The following is a 17,725-nucleotide window of genomic DNA, read 5'->3' as shown; positions in this document are numbered from 1 at the left end:
ATATATGAAAAGACGGCTGCAGTTTCCCTCTTCTTTCTTACGTCACAAAGCTTATGCTAAGAATCCAGCCCAATACCCAAGAATCCCGATGATAAAGATGCCGCATATAATGAGAAGGGGATTCACCCCTTTGCGCAGCATCCACGCCACCAATAACGTTAATCCGAGAGGCAGCGCACCCGGCATGATGCTGTCTAATATATTTTGTACGGTTTGAACATCCACTTTTCCGCTTTCATCCTTAATCCTGGACACAACGATTGGAATGTTGATGGTGGTCCATTTGGAAACGAGAGCTCCCATTACAAATAATCCGAGAATCGAAGCGCCTTCTGTAAGCTTTTGAATGCGATTCCCCGCTAAATCCTGAAGAATCTCCATTCCCTTTACATAGCCATACTTTAATCCATAATATTTTGTGCTTAATCTAATGGCGTTCAGCAAGAAAAAGAATAGCAAAGGGCCGGCAATGTTTCCTCCTAAAGCAAGCGATGCCCCTAACGCTGCTAAGACCGGACGAATCGTTCCCCAGAAGATCGGGTCGCCTACACCCGCTATCGGGCCCATCAAACCGATTTTCATTCCGCTTATTGCTTTTCCATCAATTCCTTTATTGTTCGCCATTTCTTCTTCCATGGCTGCCGTCACGCCAAATATAGGCGCTGTCAGCCATGGATGTGTATTAAACCATTCCAAATGCCGCTGTAATGCTTCATTTCTTTTCGCTCCGGGACCGTACAATTTTTTGATCGCCGGTATCATGACATAGCAATATCCCATGGCCTGCACACGTTCGAAGTTAAAGGAGCCGAGCAAAAAATTTGAACGAATAAACATGCTGAAAATTTCTTTTTTCGTTAATCGTTTTTCTTTCTCCATTTTTTCATCCCCCCTCATTGTCTAGGCATCAAGATCGTCATCATCGTCATCATAAACAGCAACATTCCCACTGTCTGAAGCGGCGGCCACCGCTCCGTGCGCGTTATGTCTTTGCATCACCTGCTGGTATAAAAGTGCTAGACAGAGACCAAGTGCTCCAAATCCTACTAAGTTGAAATCAGTAAACGCCGCTAATAAAAATCCAATATAGAAAAATGGCTTTAAGTAAGGAATATTCATCATATTGATCACCATGGCATATCCGACAACAACGATAATGCCTCCGCCTATTTGCAGCCCTTTTGTAATGACATCTGGAATATTTCCCAGGAACGCCTGAACAGCGCTGACACTAATCAAAGCTACAATCAATGTAGGAATCATGACGCGCAGCGCTTGAAACACCATCGCGGTAATATGCATAATTTCAATTCCTTTTATATTCCCTTCTTTTGCATATCGATCAGCGCGGTGAATGAAAAAGACAGTGATCGTCCGCACAAAAATAGTAAGCGCCTGACCCGCAGCTGCCAAAGCAACAGCGACGGCAATGCCTTCGCCAATTCCCTGATCAGCGGTAATGACTAAAATGGTTGAGATGACAGAGGCGATCGCTGTATCAGGCGCCATGGCAAGGCCGACGTTCATCCAGCCCAGCGCCATCAGCTCTAGGGTGCCTCCGAGAATAATTCCTGTTTTTAGATCCCCAAGCACCAAGCCGACTAGCGTGCAGGCCACAAGCGGCCGGTGTGTCTGCCCTTCATCCAATACACTTGCGATGCCGGTGATTGCTGCAATGATTAACAACAAAATAATTTGTAATGAAGACATATTCTCATCCCCTTGATTATTTTGTTACGTTCCGTAAAATCTGTACAAAGTCCTCGCTGGCATCTGAAGGCAGCTGCCTCAGTTCCAGTTTCACCCCCAGGTTACTTAATGTTTCAAACGCCTTTATGTCTTGTTCTGTGACACTGACTGATTTTGTAATTTGCCTGCGATGATTTTCAAAACGCATTCCCCCGACGTTTACGGTTTTGATCGGCACGCCTGCTTCTATAAGCGATACAATATCGGACGGATTTTCAAACAAGAGCATTGCCGTTACCCCTTCATAGCGCGGACTATGAAACGCTTTTGCCATTTTTGAAACCGAAACGGCACTCGCCTTTACATTTGAAGGCGCAACAGAAAGGATCAGCGTTTTTCTCATTTCGTCCTGTGCAACATCATCGGAGACAACGATGATTCGGTCTGCCGCATGGACTTTAATCCACCTTGTCAGGATTTGGCCGTGAATAAAGCGGTCATCAATTCTTGCTAACACAATGTTCATCACAATTCATCCTCTCTTGTTTCTTGATTGGCTGTTTTCACTTTTTCTAAATGTTCACTGCACACTTGAAAGCTTTGCTGGCTCATTGTTTTTAAGTTGTTTAGCAAATCTTTGAGAGTCACATGTTCTCTCAGGCTTAATACCTCCAGCAGAATCGGCAGGTTTACGCCGGCTGCCATATCCATTCTTTGATCCTCAGCAATGAATGAAGCTGCCGCGTTATACGGCGTCCCTCCAAAAATATCAACTAAAAAAAGCACTTCATTTTCTTCCGGAATGTCCTTGAGCGCCTGATGATATTTTTCTTGCAGCGTTTGAATGCCTTCTCCTTTAAAAAACGGCACTGCAATCAGATTATTTTCTTCACCGAATATCATCCCTGAAGATTCTTTTAATGCTATGGGAAAATCTCCATGACCACTGATAATAACTGAAATCATATCCATTGCTCCTTTCTTTGTTTTGTACATCTATTTATAATGCAAGGATCGTGCCAACAAAGTTGTGTTAAGCGTTTTCATTTAAATTTCAGCCCATGACAGTCTGCTGTTGAAACACTTGAGATCAAAAAAATAAACCTGTATTAAAATGGCGTTCCATTTAATACAGGTTCACTTGAAAAAACCGCTTTTAAAACAGCTGGCCATGCACTTCTTCAGCGAATATGGCGGCAATAAATAATTTTTCATCATCACTTATGCGAAGTCCAAGCTTTTGTTCATATGGGGCTAATGTCCGCTCTGTCACGTTAAACATTTCTTTCAGCTGATCATTTATTTCTTCTTCCTCTGAGAAAGCAATCGGATTCTGCTTAATTACCCTTTCAAAGGCGAAAGCCGTATGCATGATGACTTTGATCAAAACTGCATTATTGAAAATGACTCCCAGCTCATCCTGAACGGTTTGCAGCCACTCTAATAACATTTCAATAATATGGTGAGGGTTCAAGAAGACAAGATACTTTTTCAAGCTATCCTCGCAAAGCTCCCTGACAATGATATTTGCTCCGTTTAATCCGCTGCTTAACGGAATGCTGCCTTTTGTAATCGCCTGTTGAATCAGCTTCTCTCCCTCCCCTTCAATTAACACTTCTAAAGATACATGCGGAGCATTGATTTTAGGGTCTTTCGTTCCGACTGTCGCAAGGATCTCATACTCTTTTTCAATTTCTTTAATGCTGTTTGCCAATTTAATGGATGAAACGGTCAGTATGTGAATCGGGGTATCGGAGGCCTTGTTGACGATCGTTGTCAGGATGTCTTCCAGCTTTTTGGCCGTTCCGCTGCCTGTCGTGCAGATGGAGACCAATGCCTTCTGTTTGCCGAATGCCGCTGGCTGCCGCTCCCATAACTCGATAAAATCTTTCGTGACCGATTGATATATCGCATGCAAATTTAAATTCAAATAGTTCACCTTTCTGACGGCATCAAGCACCATTGAGGTTGTAACATTGCTGATTGTTTTGATGGCAATGCCAGTCTTTTCCTCCAGCTTGCTTTCCAGCATTGCAAGTGACCCCATGTCTACCAGCATTAAAACACCTTCGCCTTCATCAACGTGTTTCATTTTTTCCGCTAAGCATTCGATAATTTCCGAAGGTGAAACAGTAAGCGGCATATCAACTGCTGCGATTGGAGTGCTGCCTAACAATTCTGTTGCGACTTCAACCATTGAACTCGCCGTGCTGTTTCCATGAGCAGCCACGATAATCCCTACTCTTTTGTTCTCTTTTAACGATTTGATGGAATGAATCAGCATCGTTAAGTAGATGACTTCTATTTCCGGAATGGCGACTTTAAAATATTCCTGAATTTTATCTTTAAAAATCATCGCCACCCTGTATTCTTTCACATGAGTCTCACGGATTTCATCAGTCTCCTGTGTATTTAAAACATCAATTTGCTTTCCGCGCTTTAAAAATGCGTCAATATGCATACTCAAGAAATAAATAAATTTACGGTCAAATGAGCAATCAAGCTCATGTTCAGCTATTTCTTTTAATTGTTTTGTCATTTGAATCACGTCGTCTTCAACGAATGTCAGCAGGCTGTCCTTTTGAAACGCCCGGTGTTGAAAAAAACTTCTGACATGCAAATGGACATCAGTCAAGATGTATTGGTTAATATCCTTTTTGGATAATCCTTCTTTCATGAGGGTTTTCACTTTTTCCTCGATCAAATGATACAAGTTAAATGAGAGGTCTTCGTCAATTTTTGTTGTTTCATCTTCTACAATCGGAGATATAATCGTTGTAATATTGACATATTCAGAAATGGCTTTGCTTCTTTGCATGTTTTTGCTGCTGGACATCCATTCTTGCTTGATTTCATCTGGCAGATCCCGGACAGTCAGTTCAATAACCTCATCTCGGTCAAGGTTGTGCAAAAATCCGTGTGCGCAAACTAACTGGACATTTGATTTCAGCTGCCCCACATTCCCAAATTTTGCAGAATGAATAAGCGCATTATAGACATCTATGTGCACACTCAGATTTTTCTTAATTCGCTCTGCTTCTTTCCCTAATAAAAACGTCGTCAGATCCACTCTTTCTTTAAGGGATCGTTCTTCAAGCGAAGGAATATGAATGGTCATTGGGATTCTTCGCAAAAATGTTTTCAATAGTGCAGAACTCGGATTTTCTGTAGTAGCGCAAATAAACAATACGTTCGATGTTCGTTTATGTTCAGATTCTCCAAGCCGGTTATAAGAACCGCTGTCAATAAAATAAAACAGCATTTCTTGTCCCTCAGGAGGAAGACGGTGGATTTCATCCATAAAAAGAATGCCCCCATTGGCCTGTTCGACTAAACCAGCCTTATCCTCCCCTGCGCCTGTAAATGAACCTTTTTTGTGCCCGAATAATTGAGAAAGCAATAATTGAGGATTGTTGTAGTAATCTGCACAGTTAAATGTAATAAACGGTGCGCCCGCCTTCAAAATGTCAGAGTAAATGGCAAACTGGTAAATCCGGTTCGCAAAAAGGGATTTACCGGAACCTGTAGGCCCTAAGAGGAGCATATGCAGACCGTTCGGCGGATAAAAGACAGCTGCTTTTGCCTGGGAAATTGCTTTCTTCAAACTGCCTTTTGCCCCAATCATAAGTTCTAGAGGATTCGTGGAAATATGTTGATGATTCTGTTTTGGATTCCCGGAAAACGGCTCAAGGTCTTTCACTTCCATCATCTCTGTATCCCATTTCTTGTTACATAACCTTTCCGCTATTTTGACTGGGATGTATCGTACAGGAAACGTTTTAATTTTTATGACCTTTTTGGACCGAACGAGATTGTTCAATTCAAAACTGACATTGGACCGCTCCATTTTCAGCTGCTCAGCAATTTCCTTTGCTGAATTCCCCTGTACTTTTAAAAGATGATCTAAGCTGGAGTCATGAAAATTATGCATGAGCTGAAGGTATATTTTCTCTATTCTTTTCACGTCTATCATCCTTTGTCCTTATTAGGTAAGCCCTTAACAAGAATATTCCGAATTTTTATGGCGGACAGCCTTGAAATTATCTATTGATACACTTCCAGAAAGGTCTTTATAGCAGATTGACATACTGACCTTTTATGCCTATGTGTTTATCACTTCGAATCATTTATATTTCATATTAGTATTTTAGATTCGGAGTTCTTCAAGCCTGCGCCCCTTCCAAAGTAATAATCAGTAAACAGTTTATCATTCTTCAGGAACGTAATGATGGCAAAATCCCGAATGACAGAAAATGATTCTAATAGATCAGGACAATTTTCCCAAAAACACATCCCCGCTGGACATGACATCTTTTGAAAACAAAAAATGGCGGACACTTTATGTGTCCGCCATAGTGATTCACAATAAAAAATCAGATTCACCAGCTCCTCTGGCGATATTTATTCTTCTCATGATGCTCCCAATCAAAAAACTGGTATTCAGATAAAATAGTCAATAGCTGTGCTGTTTGCAATTTCATTCTATGTCCTGCCTCGTGTCATACATTTCGCCTGTATCCTTATAAATGAGCTGGCCCTCATAAGCATACTGTCATCATATATCCTAGCAAAACAAAAAAGACATCGTCAAAACGATGTCTTTTTGATCGGGTTCCTCCTTTTCTGGCTAAAAATATTTTGCATTTTTTTCAACATGAACAACACTGATGATTTTCCTGTTTTTCTACTATTCAATATAACTAGCAAGTAATATAGAACATAAAAGGCATTCAACTGCTTTACGAACAAGGAAAATTTATTTTTAATATTTAAAAATTAAACATTATATTCTCTTAAATGGTATAATATCCGATAAAACTTTATTCATCTTTTATTATTGGAGGAAAATAAAATTGACAGGCAATTCTAATAAAGGCAATTTGGGACAACAGCAAAAATTGTCTAGAGGCCTTAAAAACAGGCATATACAATTAATGGCGATTGGGGGTGCAATCGGAACAGGCTTATTCTTAGGTTCAGGGAAATCCATCCACTTTGCGGGACCATCCATTTTATTTGCTTACTTGATCACGGGAGTCTTTTGCTTTTTCATTATGCGTTCGCTCGGAGAACTGCTCTTATCAAATGCGGGGTATCACTCTTTCGTTGATTTTGTAAGGGACTATTTAGGCGACATGGCAGCGTTTATCACTGGCTGGACCTACTGGTTCTGCTGGATTTCTCTCGCGATGGCTGATTTAACGGCGGTCGGTATTTATATGCAATATTGGCTTCCCGATGTGCCTCAATGGCTGCCGGGTCTTCTTGCGCTGATCATCTTGCTGATCATGAACCTTGCCACCGTTAAACTTTTCGGGGAATTAGAATTCTGGTTTGCATTGATCAAAGTCATTGCCATACTGGCTCTTATCGTAACTGGTATTTTCTTGATTGCGAAAGGTTTTTCTGCAGCTTCCAGCTCAGCCAGCCTCACGAATCTTTGGAGCCATGGCGGCATGTTTCCAAATGGATGGCATGGATTTATTCTTTCATTTCAAATGGTTGTCTTCGCTTTTGTGGGAATTGAACTTGTCGGACTGACAGCAGGTGAAACTGAAAATCCCCAAAAAGTGATCCCTAAAGCCATCAATCAAATCCCTGCCCGGATTTTACTTTTTTATGTCGGCGCACTTTTTGTGATTATGTGTATCTACCCTTGGAATGTTTTGAATCCAAATGAAAGCCCGTTTGTTCAAGTGTTCTCTGCTGTAGGCATCGTTGCCGCTGCCAGTATGATCAATTTTGTTGTATTAACATCAGCTGCATCAGCGGCCAATAGCGCTTTATTCAGCACAAGCCGCATGGTCTATTCTCTTGCCAAGGATCATCACGCACCTGGCTTGCTAAAGAAACTGACTTCTTCTAGAGTTCCAAGCAATGCGCTGTTCTTTTCAACCATCGCCATTCTGATCGGCGTTAGCCTGAATTATATTATACCGGAGCAAGTCTTTACACTGATTACTAGTGTTTCTACAATATGCTTCATTTTCATTTGGGGCATTACGGTGATTTGCCATTTGAAATATCGAAAAACAAGGCCGCATGAAGCGAAAGCAAGCAAATTTAAAATGCCTTTTTACCCATTATCCAACTACTTAACACTTGCATTTCTCGCATTCATTCTCGTCGTATTGGCACTGGCGAATGATACACGTGTTGCTTTGTTTGTCACTCCGGTCTGGTTTGTTTTATTGATTATTTTATATAAGGTGCAAACCATCAGGAGACATAAGATGAAATAACAAAAAGACAAGGGATACTCACTCCCTTGTCTTTTTTGTGTGCACCAAACACCCAACGGAACCGAATATTAATTCAAACCAGTTTTGATGCCGAAACCAACTAATATAATGCCAGTTACTTTTTGAAAAGCTTTCTGGAACTTCGAGTTTTTCATCCATTTTTTTGCGTAATCAATAATATAAACGAGAAAGAGGAACCACAACACCGCTATTAAGGTTAAGATTGAAGCTAGAATAATGAGCTGCTGGTTTATATTTCCCTTCAGATTGATAAATTGGGGCATGATTGTAACATAAACCAAAACAGTTTTAGGATTGAGAATGTTGCTAAGTGATCCTTGCATAAAGGAAGTTTTATAATAACGTTTCGGAGAATTTGCCGTGGTGTTTGCTTGGGATTGCATGTCATCTATAGAAAACATACTTTTGGCAAAAAAACTTTTTACACCTAAATAAATTAAGTATGCTGCTCCCAAATATTTAATTGTTGTGAAAAGAATCACTGACTTTGCAATCACCACCGATAATCCTAAAATGGCAATAACCGTCCAAAAGGAAAGTCCTGTTGCCAATCCGAGAATATTATAACGCCCAGCCTTTGCGCCATATCTAAGGGTATTCTTCATAACAAGCATCGTATCTGCTCCCGGTATGATAACCATCATGGCAGCGATCGGAATGTATGCGAGTAAGCTATGCATTTCTTCTCCCCCTTTAAAAATCTCTCCGATATATAGTGACTACAAAAGTAACTACTTAAAAAAATTGTATCAATCCGTTTGGAATAAATCAATATGGTTTGTTAAAATAGCGATTACAAAGGCAGGCGACTGCTCTTTATATTGGAGGATATATGAAGGAAAATATGTTAGACATTTTAAAAAACCTCAATTTTACCGAATATGAATCGAAAGCATATCTTGCTTTATTGCAAGAATCGCCTTTAACAGGCTATGCCGTCGCCAAAAAATCCGGAGTGCCCCGCTCAAAAATTTATGAAGTTTTGGAAAGCCTTGTCTTAAGGGGAGATGTTTTTGTAAGTCACGGAAATACGCCTCAGTATGTGCCTGTCCCCGCTAAAGAACTGATTAAAAACCGCCGGCTCAAAGCGGAAGAGCATTTTGACCAGGCTGAGAAATACTTTGAAAACTTCGAGCAGACCGCAAATGACCGGGAAAATATCTGGAATATCACCGGACGCAGTGAAATTCTTGAAAAGGTGAAGGCTTGTATTTTATCCGCAAAAAAAAGAATTCTTTTAGAAATCTGGAAAGAGGATTATGAAGAAATAGAAACAGAGCTGAGACAGGCGGCAACTAAAGGTGTAAATGTCACCATCATTGCGTACGGAGATATCGCATCTGATTTTGCTGCTGTGTACCTTCATGATATGAGCAGTGAAATTACAGAAGAGTATGACGGGCGGTGGCTTGTCTATAGCGGAGATGATTCAGAAGTTGTAGCGGGTATCGTCTCTCTTGGTAACGACAGCCGTGCTGCTTGGACGATGCATGTAGGTTTAGTCATGCCTATTACTGAAGTGATCATTCATGATCTGTACCTCATGGAAATTCTGAAAAAGCATAGAGGGCTTTTAGAAGAAAGCTTTGGAAAAAATCTCATCCAGCTGCGCCGCAAATTTTCTATCCACTCAGATTTCAAAAAACATTATCTGGAATAGAGCAATAGTATAAAAACATGGCTTGTATCAACAAGCCATGTTTTTATATGTATTCCTTTCTGCAAAGTTTTTGCAATTCTCCCCCGCTCTGATCACTTCTTTAAAAAAATGTGATTCTGCGCAAACTATTTTTCAGCCTGCCGCGTCTATCCTAGGTAACAGCCTATGTATATACGTATATTCAAAAAGGAGCCCTTTATTGCAATGAAGAAAAAACAAACAACAAAAGCGTTGCTTGTCACATGCATAACTGATCATAAGCAAGATTTCTACAGGTTGGCTTTCAGTTATGTAAAAAATCAAGATGACGCATTAGATATTGTTCAGGAATCTATAAAAAAAGCACTGAGCTCAGTTGAAACAGTCAGAAACCCTGAGACGATAAAAAGCTGGTTTTATAAAATTTTAGTACGGACAGCTATTGATTTTTTGCGCAAACAAAAAAAGGTAAAAGTGATGGATGACGAAACGTTAGAGTTTTTAAGCAACGGAAAGGAAGACCATTACAAGGACACTGATCTTCATGAGGCGCTTGACGAATTGCCGTACCGTTATAAAACCATTATTATTTTGCGCTTTTTTGAAGACCTCAAATTAGAAGAAATTGCGGAAATTACAGGGGAAAACATGAATACCGTCAAAACGCGCCTATACAGAGCATTGAAGCTGATGCGCATTCAGTTGACGAAGGAGGATCTTTCTTAATGGATAAGAGATTGCAGCAATTAAGAGAAGAATATAAAAGTGTTCAGATTCCTAAGGAACTTGATATCATTGTTGAAAAAGCCCTTCAGGAAGAACCAAAAAAGAAAAGAATCGTCATGTGGCCGACATCAGCAGCTGTCGCGGCGGCTATTTTATTCACTGCACTTGTCAACATCAACCCAGACGCAGCTCAAGCAATGTCAAGAATCCCTGTCATCGGCAAGATTGTCAAGGCCATCACTTTTATTGAGACCAAAGAAGAGAAAGATCAGTCGAGCATCGATGTCAAAACACCTGCTCTGTCCGGACTTTCTAATAAAGAGCTTGAAAACAGCATTAACCAGAAATACTTGAAAGAAAGCAAGCAGCTGTACAAAGAATTTATACAGTCTACATCCAAAAACAAAAAAGGACATCTCAGTATCTACAGTGATTACGAGACAGTAACAGACACGCCAGCTCTACTCTCTATTCGGCGTGATATTGAAAAAACACAAGCATCATCTTACACACAAAGCCGCTATATCACGATTGACAAAAAGAATGATATTTTACTTACATTAAAAAGCTTGTTCAAAGATGAGAGCTATATTAAAGTCATCAGCCAAAACATCAAAGAACAAATGAAACAGCAAATGAAGGAAGATCCAAATAAAATATATTGGCTCACTGACGAAGATGCAGAACCGTTCAAAACGATTCTGCCTGATCAAACGTTTTATATTACTGAAGACCATAAACTTGTGATCTCATTTGATGAATATGAAGTTGCCCCCGGCTATATGGGCGTTACCGAGTTTAAAATTCCAACCAGCGTCATTTCAAGCTTGCTCGTGGGAGAACGTTATGTTCGATAATATAAAAAACATCCATCTCATATCATGGATGTTTTCTCTCTTCTCTATTTGAGGTCGTAACCTCGCTGCCAAAACAACGAGAATCTCTGCACACTATTGGAGGAATACCCATGTATCACAAGACACAGCATCATCGATATATCCCTGGACTCGATGGCCTTCGGGCTTTTGCCGTCCTGTCAGTTATCGCTTATCACCTAAACTTCAGGTGGGCTAACGGGGGTTTCATTGGAGTTGATATCTTTTTTGTTTTATCCGGCTATTTAATTACATCCATTCTATTGCCGGCACATGGAAATGATATCAGCCTTGATTTTCGGGACTTTTGGGTGCGCCGAATTCGGCGGCTTCTGCCAGCGGCTTACCTCATGATCTTTTTTACTGTTATTTGGGTTGTATTGTTTGACAGGGAACTATTGCACACTATACGCGGAGATGCCATTTCCTCTCTCTTTTATATGAGTAATTGGTGGTTTATTTTTCACAAACTATCATATTTTGATAGTTTCGGTTCCCCATCACCTCTGAAAAACCTTTGGTCGCTGGCGATTGAAGAACAATTTTATATGATATGGCCGATGTTCTTGGTTGTTGGAATGTACATATTTAAAAACCGCGCCAGATTGGCGGCGGCGGTGTCATTGCTAGCGCTTTGTTCAGCCGTGATGATGAGCATATTTTATGAACCCGGCGGAGATCCGAGCCGCGTGTACTACGGCACAGATACTCGTTCGTTTGCGCTTCTCATCGGGTGTGCCCTGGCTCTTGTATGGCCGATGAAAAGACTGTCTTCCAACAGGCTGTCAAACAAACTGAAGCAAACTTTGCACGCTACTGAACTTTCGGCGTTTTGTATTTTAGTGTTATGTGTCTATTTCACAGATGAATATGAGCCTTTTCTTTACAGAGGCGGAATGCTTTTGATTGGCTTGATTGCCGCAATCCTTATTGCATGTGTATGCCATCCGAGCAGCTTTTTAGGCAATCTGCTTTCATGGAGGCCGCTCCGTTGGCTTGGAACAAGGTCTTACGGTATTTATCTTTGGCACTACCCTGTTATTGTGTTAAGCACGCCAGTTCAAGAAATCGGAAACCCTGTTTTTTGGCATATTGTGCTAAAGGTCATTGTTACATTTATACTCGCCGAGCTTTCCTATCATTTTATCGAGAAACCCGTACGGACACAGGGATTTAGATCATTTTTCCGCCGTATTTTTATACATAGAATCAGAGAATGGAAAACGACATCTGTCATCAGCAAAACGTCAATTGGTTTCGTCATTCTCGCTATACTTATTTTTGCGGGAGGGCTGTCTGGGCTAGCCGGAGAGCAAAAGCACCCCACCAAATGGACGTATAGCTCACAAAAAACAAACGCTGATACCAGCCAGGCTTCTGAGGATAGAAAGAAAGCTGAAGCTGATAAAGACAGGGAAAACAATCCTGAACAAAAGACAACAGACTCCAATCAAGATCAAAAGGAAAACAAAATTAATGAACAAGAGACTAGAAAAAATAAAGACAAGCAATCTCAGCAGGCGAAAGTACCAGCAGACTCTGATAAAGAAGTGTTAGCTATAGGAGATTCCGTCATGCTTGATATTGCCTCACACCTCCGCCAGTCACTTTCACATGTTACGATTGATGGAAAGGTGGGGAGACAAATGTCTCAAGCTCTGGAACTCGCAAATGAATACAAGTCTTTTAATCAGCCGAACAAGGCTGTCATCATTGAGCTGGGAACCAATGGCTACTTTACAAACAGCCAAATCGAACAATTGCTTCAATCTTTCTCAAAAGCTCATATCTATCTTGTCAATACACGAGTTCCCCGCCAATGGGAAAGCAAGGTAAATGAATCTTTGCAGCAACAGGCCCACGCACATCAAAATGTTACGTTAGTTGACTGGCACACAGAAGCTCTTCAGCACCCAGAATATTTTACACCTGATGGCGTACACTTGGTTCCTCAAGGGGCTAAAGCTTTGACTGGTCTTATTGTTCAGGCGATGAAATCGTTTTTGTAAGATAAGAGGTCCTATATAAAAAGATTGTTGATCTTTCTCTCTTCATCTCCATTTTTTCAAAACAATTCTTATGTTTACATGTCGTTTACGTGAGGGTAAGCCAAAATAGAATGGAGGGATGATAGTGGCAGCTAATGAAGAACATGATATCAAAAAAGAACTCAATCGATACGAGCTTTTTTTCAAAAAACGATATAAGGTTCTTTATACAGTAAATGATTTTATCATTGGTGCTTTGTTTCTTGTCGGGAGCTTTTTCTTTTTTTATGACCAGTTGATGTCGGCAGGGATATGGCTATTTGTAATTGGGAGCTTGCTGCTGTTAATCAGGCCGACGATTCGTTTGGTTCATGACTTTCATTATAGAAAACATGTGGAGCGCCAATTTAAACATCGATCTTCAGCCGATTAATCCTCATGCTTGTGGTCTTGAGGAATAGAAATATTTGCTTAACGAAAACAAACTGACAAGAAAATCTGAAGCACAATATACAAAAACAAGACTTTTCGACTATTTATTTTTAAAAATAAGGCAAAAAACCTAAACCTTTGTCCCTGTATGACGATATTAACAATAAGGCCGGCGCGATACTCCCTATAACATCCTTTTCAGTAGATTTCAATATCGTGCCGGCTTTTTCATATGCAAAATAACCCCGCCATTCTGATTGATGGCGGGGTTTGATTTTTTATTACATACCTGACCAAACGTCTTTGACATAGCGTTTTTGGTTTTGCAGCTTCATCAGCCATTCAGCTGATTCTTCCTGATTTGCTCCTTTTTCAGCTTCAAACGCCAGTCGCAAAGTATTCTCTACATCAGGAGCCATTCGCGATCCATCACCGCATACGTAAATATGAGCCCCTTTTTCAATGAGTGATATCAGCTTCTGTGCATCTAGTTTGAGCAAGTGCTGGACATATTCTTTTGATTCGTTTTCGACGCGTGAATAGCAGCGGCGGACTGTAACCAAACCATCCTGTTCCGCCTGATCCAGCTCTTCTCTGTAAAGATCGTCATGATCGGGGTGCCGGCAGCCGAAATAGAAAAGAGCTTCACCAAGCGTGTTTCCTTCCTTCTTCAAAACAGATCTTGCCTGAATAAAGCCCCTAAATGGCGCAATTCCTGTACCCGGCCCGACCATAATCATAGGCGTTTCAGGGTCATCTGGCATTTGAAATCCGGATTGCGGCTTTCGGATGAAGCAGGCTGCTGCATCACCTGTATTCAGCTCTGCTAAATAATTAGAGGCGACTCCCCGGTACTCTCCGCGCTCGCTCCAAGCTGAGCCTTTAACAACCCCTACTGTCATGCTCACGATATTAGCATGCACTTTCGGTGAGCTTGATATGGAATAATATCGCGGTTTTAGTGAAGGCAAAAGTTCTAAAAACCGCTCAAACGGCATTTCGCAGGCAGGGTAATCCTCTAAAAGATCAAGCATGGTGAGACGTTTTTCCAGTACCTGCTCTTTATAAATGCCATCTTCTGAAACGAGCTGTTCCAGCTCTTTTTTATGCGGCGGACAAACTGTATAAGAAGCCAGCTCCCGAAGCTGAAGCCTTGAAGCCGGTTCCTGCAGCTCCACATAGGACGACAATAAATCCGCCACTTTGATCGGCCGATCCATCGGAAGATGAGCCATATGAGGGCTTCCGCTCATTTTTATCACATGATTGGACTGCAAACCGAATCGGCTGAGAACCCGCTGAACAAGCTCTTGGCTGTTTTTCGGCAATATTCCGATATGATCGCCTTCTTTATATGTTTTGGCGTCAGGAACCTGCAATTCAATATGGCGGGTGGAACGCGGACTATCAGCTGTCTGGAGCTCCCGGTTCTCTAAGACAATCCCTTCAAACGCACCATATGCTTTGGCAAGCGGCGTTTCCGTCGCTTCACTGAGAAAAGTAATCGATAATGAAGGCCTGTCTTCTTTCTGAGATATTTCGTTTATATCAAATGCTTCCATCGTTTCCTTCCAGAAGCGGTTTTCCCAAGACTCGCGATGGCTTTCAAAATCATCGGCGGCATCACCTTCCCCAATCGGTGTTAAACGTGATGCCCCTTTCGCTTGCATCATGTGATCTATAAGGCGCGGAATCCGCTGATACGTGCTGGCCCAACTCCGGTTTCCGCAGCCGAATACCGCATAGGAGACCCCTTTCAATCGGCCTTCCTCAAGCTCATCCAGCCACTCTACAAAGCCGGCAGCATTATCAGGCGGCGCCCCATTATAAGAAGCCGTAACGATGACGACAGCGCCTTGTTCAGGAAGCTTGCCAATATAATCATCAAGCGGAGCTGTTTCGGCTGTAAATCCCAGCTGGCGGCCGTAAGCAGCCAATTCTCCGGCTATTCCTTCCGCTGTCCTAAGGTTTGAACCGTAAAGAACGAGTAAAGGTGTGCCGTGTTTAGGTTTTGTTTCTTTTGGCTTCGTTTCTGTTTTGTTGTCAGCCTGTTCTCTTCTCTGTACATTGATTGCTGCTGTTTTCCGCGGTTTCACAGTAATTTTAAATTCATCCGGCTTGATTGTTAATGCCTCTTTGATTTTCAGTTTGTATCCAGTATGGTTCATCAAATCAAAATGCTTTAATACAAGACCGAGAACCATCGTCGCTTCTTGGAGAGCAAACTGCATGCCAATACAAGCGCGCTGCCCGTTTCCAAACGGCTTATAAGCATGATGAGGAATACTCGAAGGGTCTTCAAACCGTTCCGGACGAAAATCTTCTGCATCTTCTCCCCAAGCATTTTGATCCCGGTGCAGCTTCGGAATCAAAATAGTGACAGGCTGACCTTTGCTGATCGGGTATTCCCCGCCTAAAACAGTATCCTCCTTCGCATAGAGAGAAAAGGCCGGAGCTGTTGGATATAGCCTGAGTGTTTCATTTAACACCATCCGAATGTATTTCAGCTGCTGGATTTGTTTATATTCCGGCGTGTCTGTTAACACGCGATCGGCTTCCTCTTGCGCTTTTTTCAGTTTTTCCGGATGTGTAAGCAGACAGTAAATCGCAAAGGAAAGCAAACCGCTTGTTGTTTCATGCCCTGCAATTAAAAATGTGATGATTTGGTATCGAATATTTTCATCATCCAGCGTTTCACCTGTTACAGGATCTTTTGCATAGAGCATGAGCGATAAAAGATCCTTAATGTTTTCATCCGGATTCTCTTTTCGCTCCGCTATCATTCTATCGACAAGGGAGTTCATGACTTCTATATCCTTTTGGAACTGCAGCTTCGTTTTCACCATCATCTTATCTTGCAGGCCCAATCTTTTCGATTGATTCATCGCCTCTTTTAAGGCACTGAGCATGCTGGTGATAAACGGATGCTGAGAATCACGGTAAAAGCTGTTGAAGCGATAGTTAAACCCGCATAATCCGATCGTGTCAAGCGTCAGACGGGTCATGTCGTCCGCTACATCAATTTCTTCATTAGGATTAAGCCGGCTCCATTTTTGAATCAGCTGGGTTGCGATATCCAGCATCATAGAATGATAGCCTTTCATCGCTTTTTGACTGAAACTTGGCAGCAAAATGCGGTGGGCTTTTTGCCAGTTCGGTTCGTGGGTCCAGCTTGTAAATAAGCCGTCTCCTCCGAACTCTCGCACCTTTAGCAGGCCTTTGCCAAGGTTTTTGTCAAAACGGCTTTCATCACACACTTCAGCCACAAGATTGTGTCCGGATACAAAAACACTGGACACCCCTGGAAAATCGAAACGGAAAATCGGTCCCAATTCATCAGCTAACCTCCATAAGGATTGAGAAAGCTGCTCTTTTTCCAGATGCGGAAGATTTTTTAAAGGTCCGTATGTTTTGGGCTGAGGTATGGCGCTTGCCTGTTTCATTAACATCTTCCTCTCTTATTTTTGTGAAGTAAATGAATGAAGCTTGATGGCGTCCCAGCAGCATTGTTCCAATTCAGTAATTAAATCAGTGTCCATCTCTATATCACCCGTTTGGACAAGCTGATATATCTTGAGAAACGCCCCTAACACAATTGCAATTAACACATTAGAGGGCAGGCCGCGTATCACGCCTTCTGCTTTTCCCTTGTTAAAATAGTCATCAAGCATTTGAGTCAGATTTTCTATCATTTTTCTGCTTGTTTCGTTTAAGTAATGAGCGTCTTTTTTCGTTTCAAGAAAAAAAAGCGCATAGTCGCTCTCTTTCGTAAATTGAACGAGACAGCAAAATACATGGCGAAAGCCTTCTCTGGCAGGCAATTCCGAAAAATCCTGCTTCAGCTTTTCCGTAAAGCGCTGGATGCTTTCTTGAAACAATACGTTGACGAGCGTTTCTTTGCTGTCAAAATAGCGGTAGATCGTTCCTGTCCCAACATGAGCTCGTTCAGCTATCATAGGGATAGTGGTAGCGTTAAATCCCCTTTCCGTAAATAGTGAGACCGACGCTTTCATAATCATGTCGTACTTAGTGCTGGATGCGGATAACATGTAATGTTGCAACCTCCGATTCGTCCCGGAATGAACATTCATTCCTTTTGTTCATAATAAACAT

At 41.6% G+C, this 17,725-nt stretch carries 14 protein-coding genes; 6 read left to right on the top strand and 8 right to left on the bottom strand.

Translation table 11 applies throughout. The features are described 5' to 3' along the window. Positions 1-51: 51 nt before the first annotated feature. From levG to levR, 5 genes are all read right to left on the bottom strand, one after another. Positions 52-879, bottom strand: a complete 828-nt coding sequence (gene levG / locus CVV77_RS13685; RefSeq protein WP_003237310.1) for a PTS fructose transporter subunit IID — start codon at positions 877-879, stop codon at positions 52-54. 21 nt (positions 880-900) lie between these two features. Then, positions 901-1,710: a PTS fructose transporter subunit IIC gene (gene levF, locus CVV77_RS13680; protein WP_003237312.1), complete on the bottom strand. Its 810-nt coding sequence runs from the start codon at positions 1,708-1,710 to the stop codon at positions 901-903. 16 nt (positions 1,711-1,726) lie between these two features. Further along, complete coding sequence (levE, locus tag CVV77_RS13675) at positions 1,727-2,215, bottom strand: PTS fructose transporter subunit IIB (RefSeq protein WP_100275632.1); 489 nt, start codon at positions 2,213-2,215, stop codon at positions 1,727-1,729. Next, a complete protein-coding gene (gene levD, locus CVV77_RS13670; protein ID WP_003237317.1) occupies positions 2,215-2,655 on the bottom strand; it encodes a PTS fructose transporter subunit IIA in 441 nt (146 codons plus the stop codon). Before levD ends, levE begins: the two co-directional genes overlap by 1 nt. Positions 2,656-2,845: 190 nt before the next feature. Beyond that, the gene (levR, locus tag CVV77_RS13665) at positions 2,846-5,653 is read right to left on the bottom strand and encodes a transcriptional regulator LevR (protein ID WP_100275631.1); all 2,808 of its coding nucleotides are present in this window, start codon (positions 5,651-5,653) and stop codon (positions 2,846-2,848) included. An 889-nt stretch (positions 5,654-6,542) separates the two neighbouring features. On the opposite strand from levR, the gene CVV77_RS13660 reads away from it, so the two are divergent. Beyond that, positions 6,543-7,931, top strand: coding sequence for an amino acid permease (locus CVV77_RS13660; RefSeq protein WP_100275630.1), 1,389 nt, complete (start codon positions 6,543-6,545; stop codon positions 7,929-7,931). 68 nt (positions 7,932-7,999) lie between these two features. Here CVV77_RS13660 and CVV77_RS13655 read toward each other — a convergent pair whose 3' ends face one another. Further along, a complete protein-coding gene (locus CVV77_RS13655; protein ID WP_003237327.1) occupies positions 8,000-8,632 on the bottom strand; it encodes a LysE family transporter in 633 nt (210 codons plus the stop codon). Positions 8,633-8,784: 152 nt separating this feature from the next. Between CVV77_RS13655 and CVV77_RS13650 the strand changes: the two genes are divergently transcribed. From CVV77_RS13650 to CVV77_RS13630, 5 genes are all read left to right on the top strand, one after another. After that, a complete protein-coding gene (locus CVV77_RS13650) occupies positions 8,785-9,612 on the top strand; it encodes a TrmB family transcriptional regulator (RefSeq protein WP_019259009.1) in 828 nt (275 codons plus the stop codon). A gap of 204 nt (positions 9,613-9,816) precedes the next feature. After that, entirely contained in the window at positions 9,817-10,317 is a 501-nt protein-coding gene (gene sigV / locus CVV77_RS13645) for an RNA polymerase sigma factor SigV (protein ID WP_060399119.1), read from the top strand. Beyond that, entirely contained in the window at positions 10,317-11,174 is an 858-nt protein-coding gene (rsiV, locus tag CVV77_RS13640) for an anti-sigma-V factor RsiV (RefSeq protein ID WP_100275629.1), read from the top strand. Before sigV ends, rsiV begins: the two co-directional genes overlap by 1 nt. Positions 11,175-11,284: 110 nt before the next feature. Next, positions 11,285-13,201 (top strand): acyltransferase family protein, encoded by a 1,917-nt coding sequence (locus CVV77_RS13635; RefSeq protein WP_100275628.1) that lies wholly within the window; start codon positions 11,285-11,287, stop codon positions 13,199-13,201. A gap of 124 nt (positions 13,202-13,325) precedes the next feature. Beyond that, positions 13,326-13,613 (top strand): YrhK family protein, encoded by a 288-nt coding sequence (locus CVV77_RS13630; protein WP_100275627.1) that lies wholly within the window; start codon positions 13,326-13,328, stop codon positions 13,611-13,613. A gap of 280 nt (positions 13,614-13,893) precedes the next feature. Here CVV77_RS13630 and cypB read toward each other — a convergent pair whose 3' ends face one another. Continuing rightward, on the bottom strand, positions 13,894-17,055 hold the full coding sequence (cypB, locus tag CVV77_RS13625) for a bifunctional cytochrome P450/NADPH--P450 reductase CypB (RefSeq protein WP_100275626.1): 3,162 nt from the start codon (positions 17,053-17,055) through the stop codon (positions 13,894-13,896). Positions 17,056-17,070: 15 nt separating this feature from the next. After that, the gene (gene fatR / locus CVV77_RS13620) at positions 17,071-17,661 is read right to left on the bottom strand and encodes a transcriptional regulator FatR (protein WP_084994705.1); all 591 of its coding nucleotides are present in this window, start codon (positions 17,659-17,661) and stop codon (positions 17,071-17,073) included. Positions 17,662-17,725: the final 64 nt, after the last annotated feature.

Source organism: Bacillus sp. SN1 (genome assembly GCF_002796895.1).
GTDB lineage: Bacteria > Bacillota > Bacilli > Bacillales > Bacillaceae > Bacillus > Bacillus inaquosorum.
The sequence above is the reverse complement of the archived record's forward strand: the minus strand, read 5'-3'. Positions and strand labels throughout refer to the sequence as shown.

What these genes read in the sequence shown, in the direction of transcription:
- levF (WP_003237312.1), bottom strand. Translation starts at nt 1,710, where the DNA reads ATGTCTTCATTACAAATTATTTTGTTGTTAATCATTGCAGCAATCACC.
- levE (WP_100275632.1), bottom strand. Translation starts at nt 2,215, where the DNA reads ATGAACATTGTGTTAGCAAGAATTGATGACCGCTTTATTCACGGCCAA.
- levD (WP_003237317.1), bottom strand. Translation starts at nt 2,655, where the DNA reads ATGATTTCAGTTATTATCAGTGGTCATGGAGATTTTCCCATAGCATTA.
- fatR (WP_084994705.1), bottom strand. Translation starts at nt 17,661, where the DNA reads ATGTTATCCGCATCCAGCACTAAGTACGACATGATTATGAAAGCGTCG.
- CVV77_RS13650 (WP_019259009.1), top strand. Translation starts at nt 8,785, where the DNA reads ATGAAGGAAAATATGTTAGACATTTTAAAAAACCTCAATTTTACCGAA.
- CVV77_RS13655 (WP_003237327.1), bottom strand. Translation starts at nt 8,632, where the DNA reads ATGCATAGCTTACTCGCATACATTCCGATCGCTGCCATGATGGTTATC.
- cypB (WP_100275626.1), bottom strand. Translation starts at nt 17,055, where the DNA reads ATGAAACAGGCAAGCGCCATACCTCAGCCCAAAACATACGGACCTTTA.
- levG (WP_003237310.1), bottom strand. Translation starts at nt 879, where the DNA reads ATGGAGAAAGAAAAACGATTAACGAAAAAAGAAATTTTCAGCATGTTT.
- CVV77_RS13635 (WP_100275628.1), top strand. Translation starts at nt 11,285, where the DNA reads ATGTATCACAAGACACAGCATCATCGATATATCCCTGGACTCGATGGC.
- sigV (WP_060399119.1), top strand. Translation starts at nt 9,817, where the DNA reads ATGAAGAAAAAACAAACAACAAAAGCGTTGCTTGTCACATGCATAACT.
- rsiV (WP_100275629.1), top strand. Translation starts at nt 10,317, where the DNA reads ATGGATAAGAGATTGCAGCAATTAAGAGAAGAATATAAAAGTGTTCAG.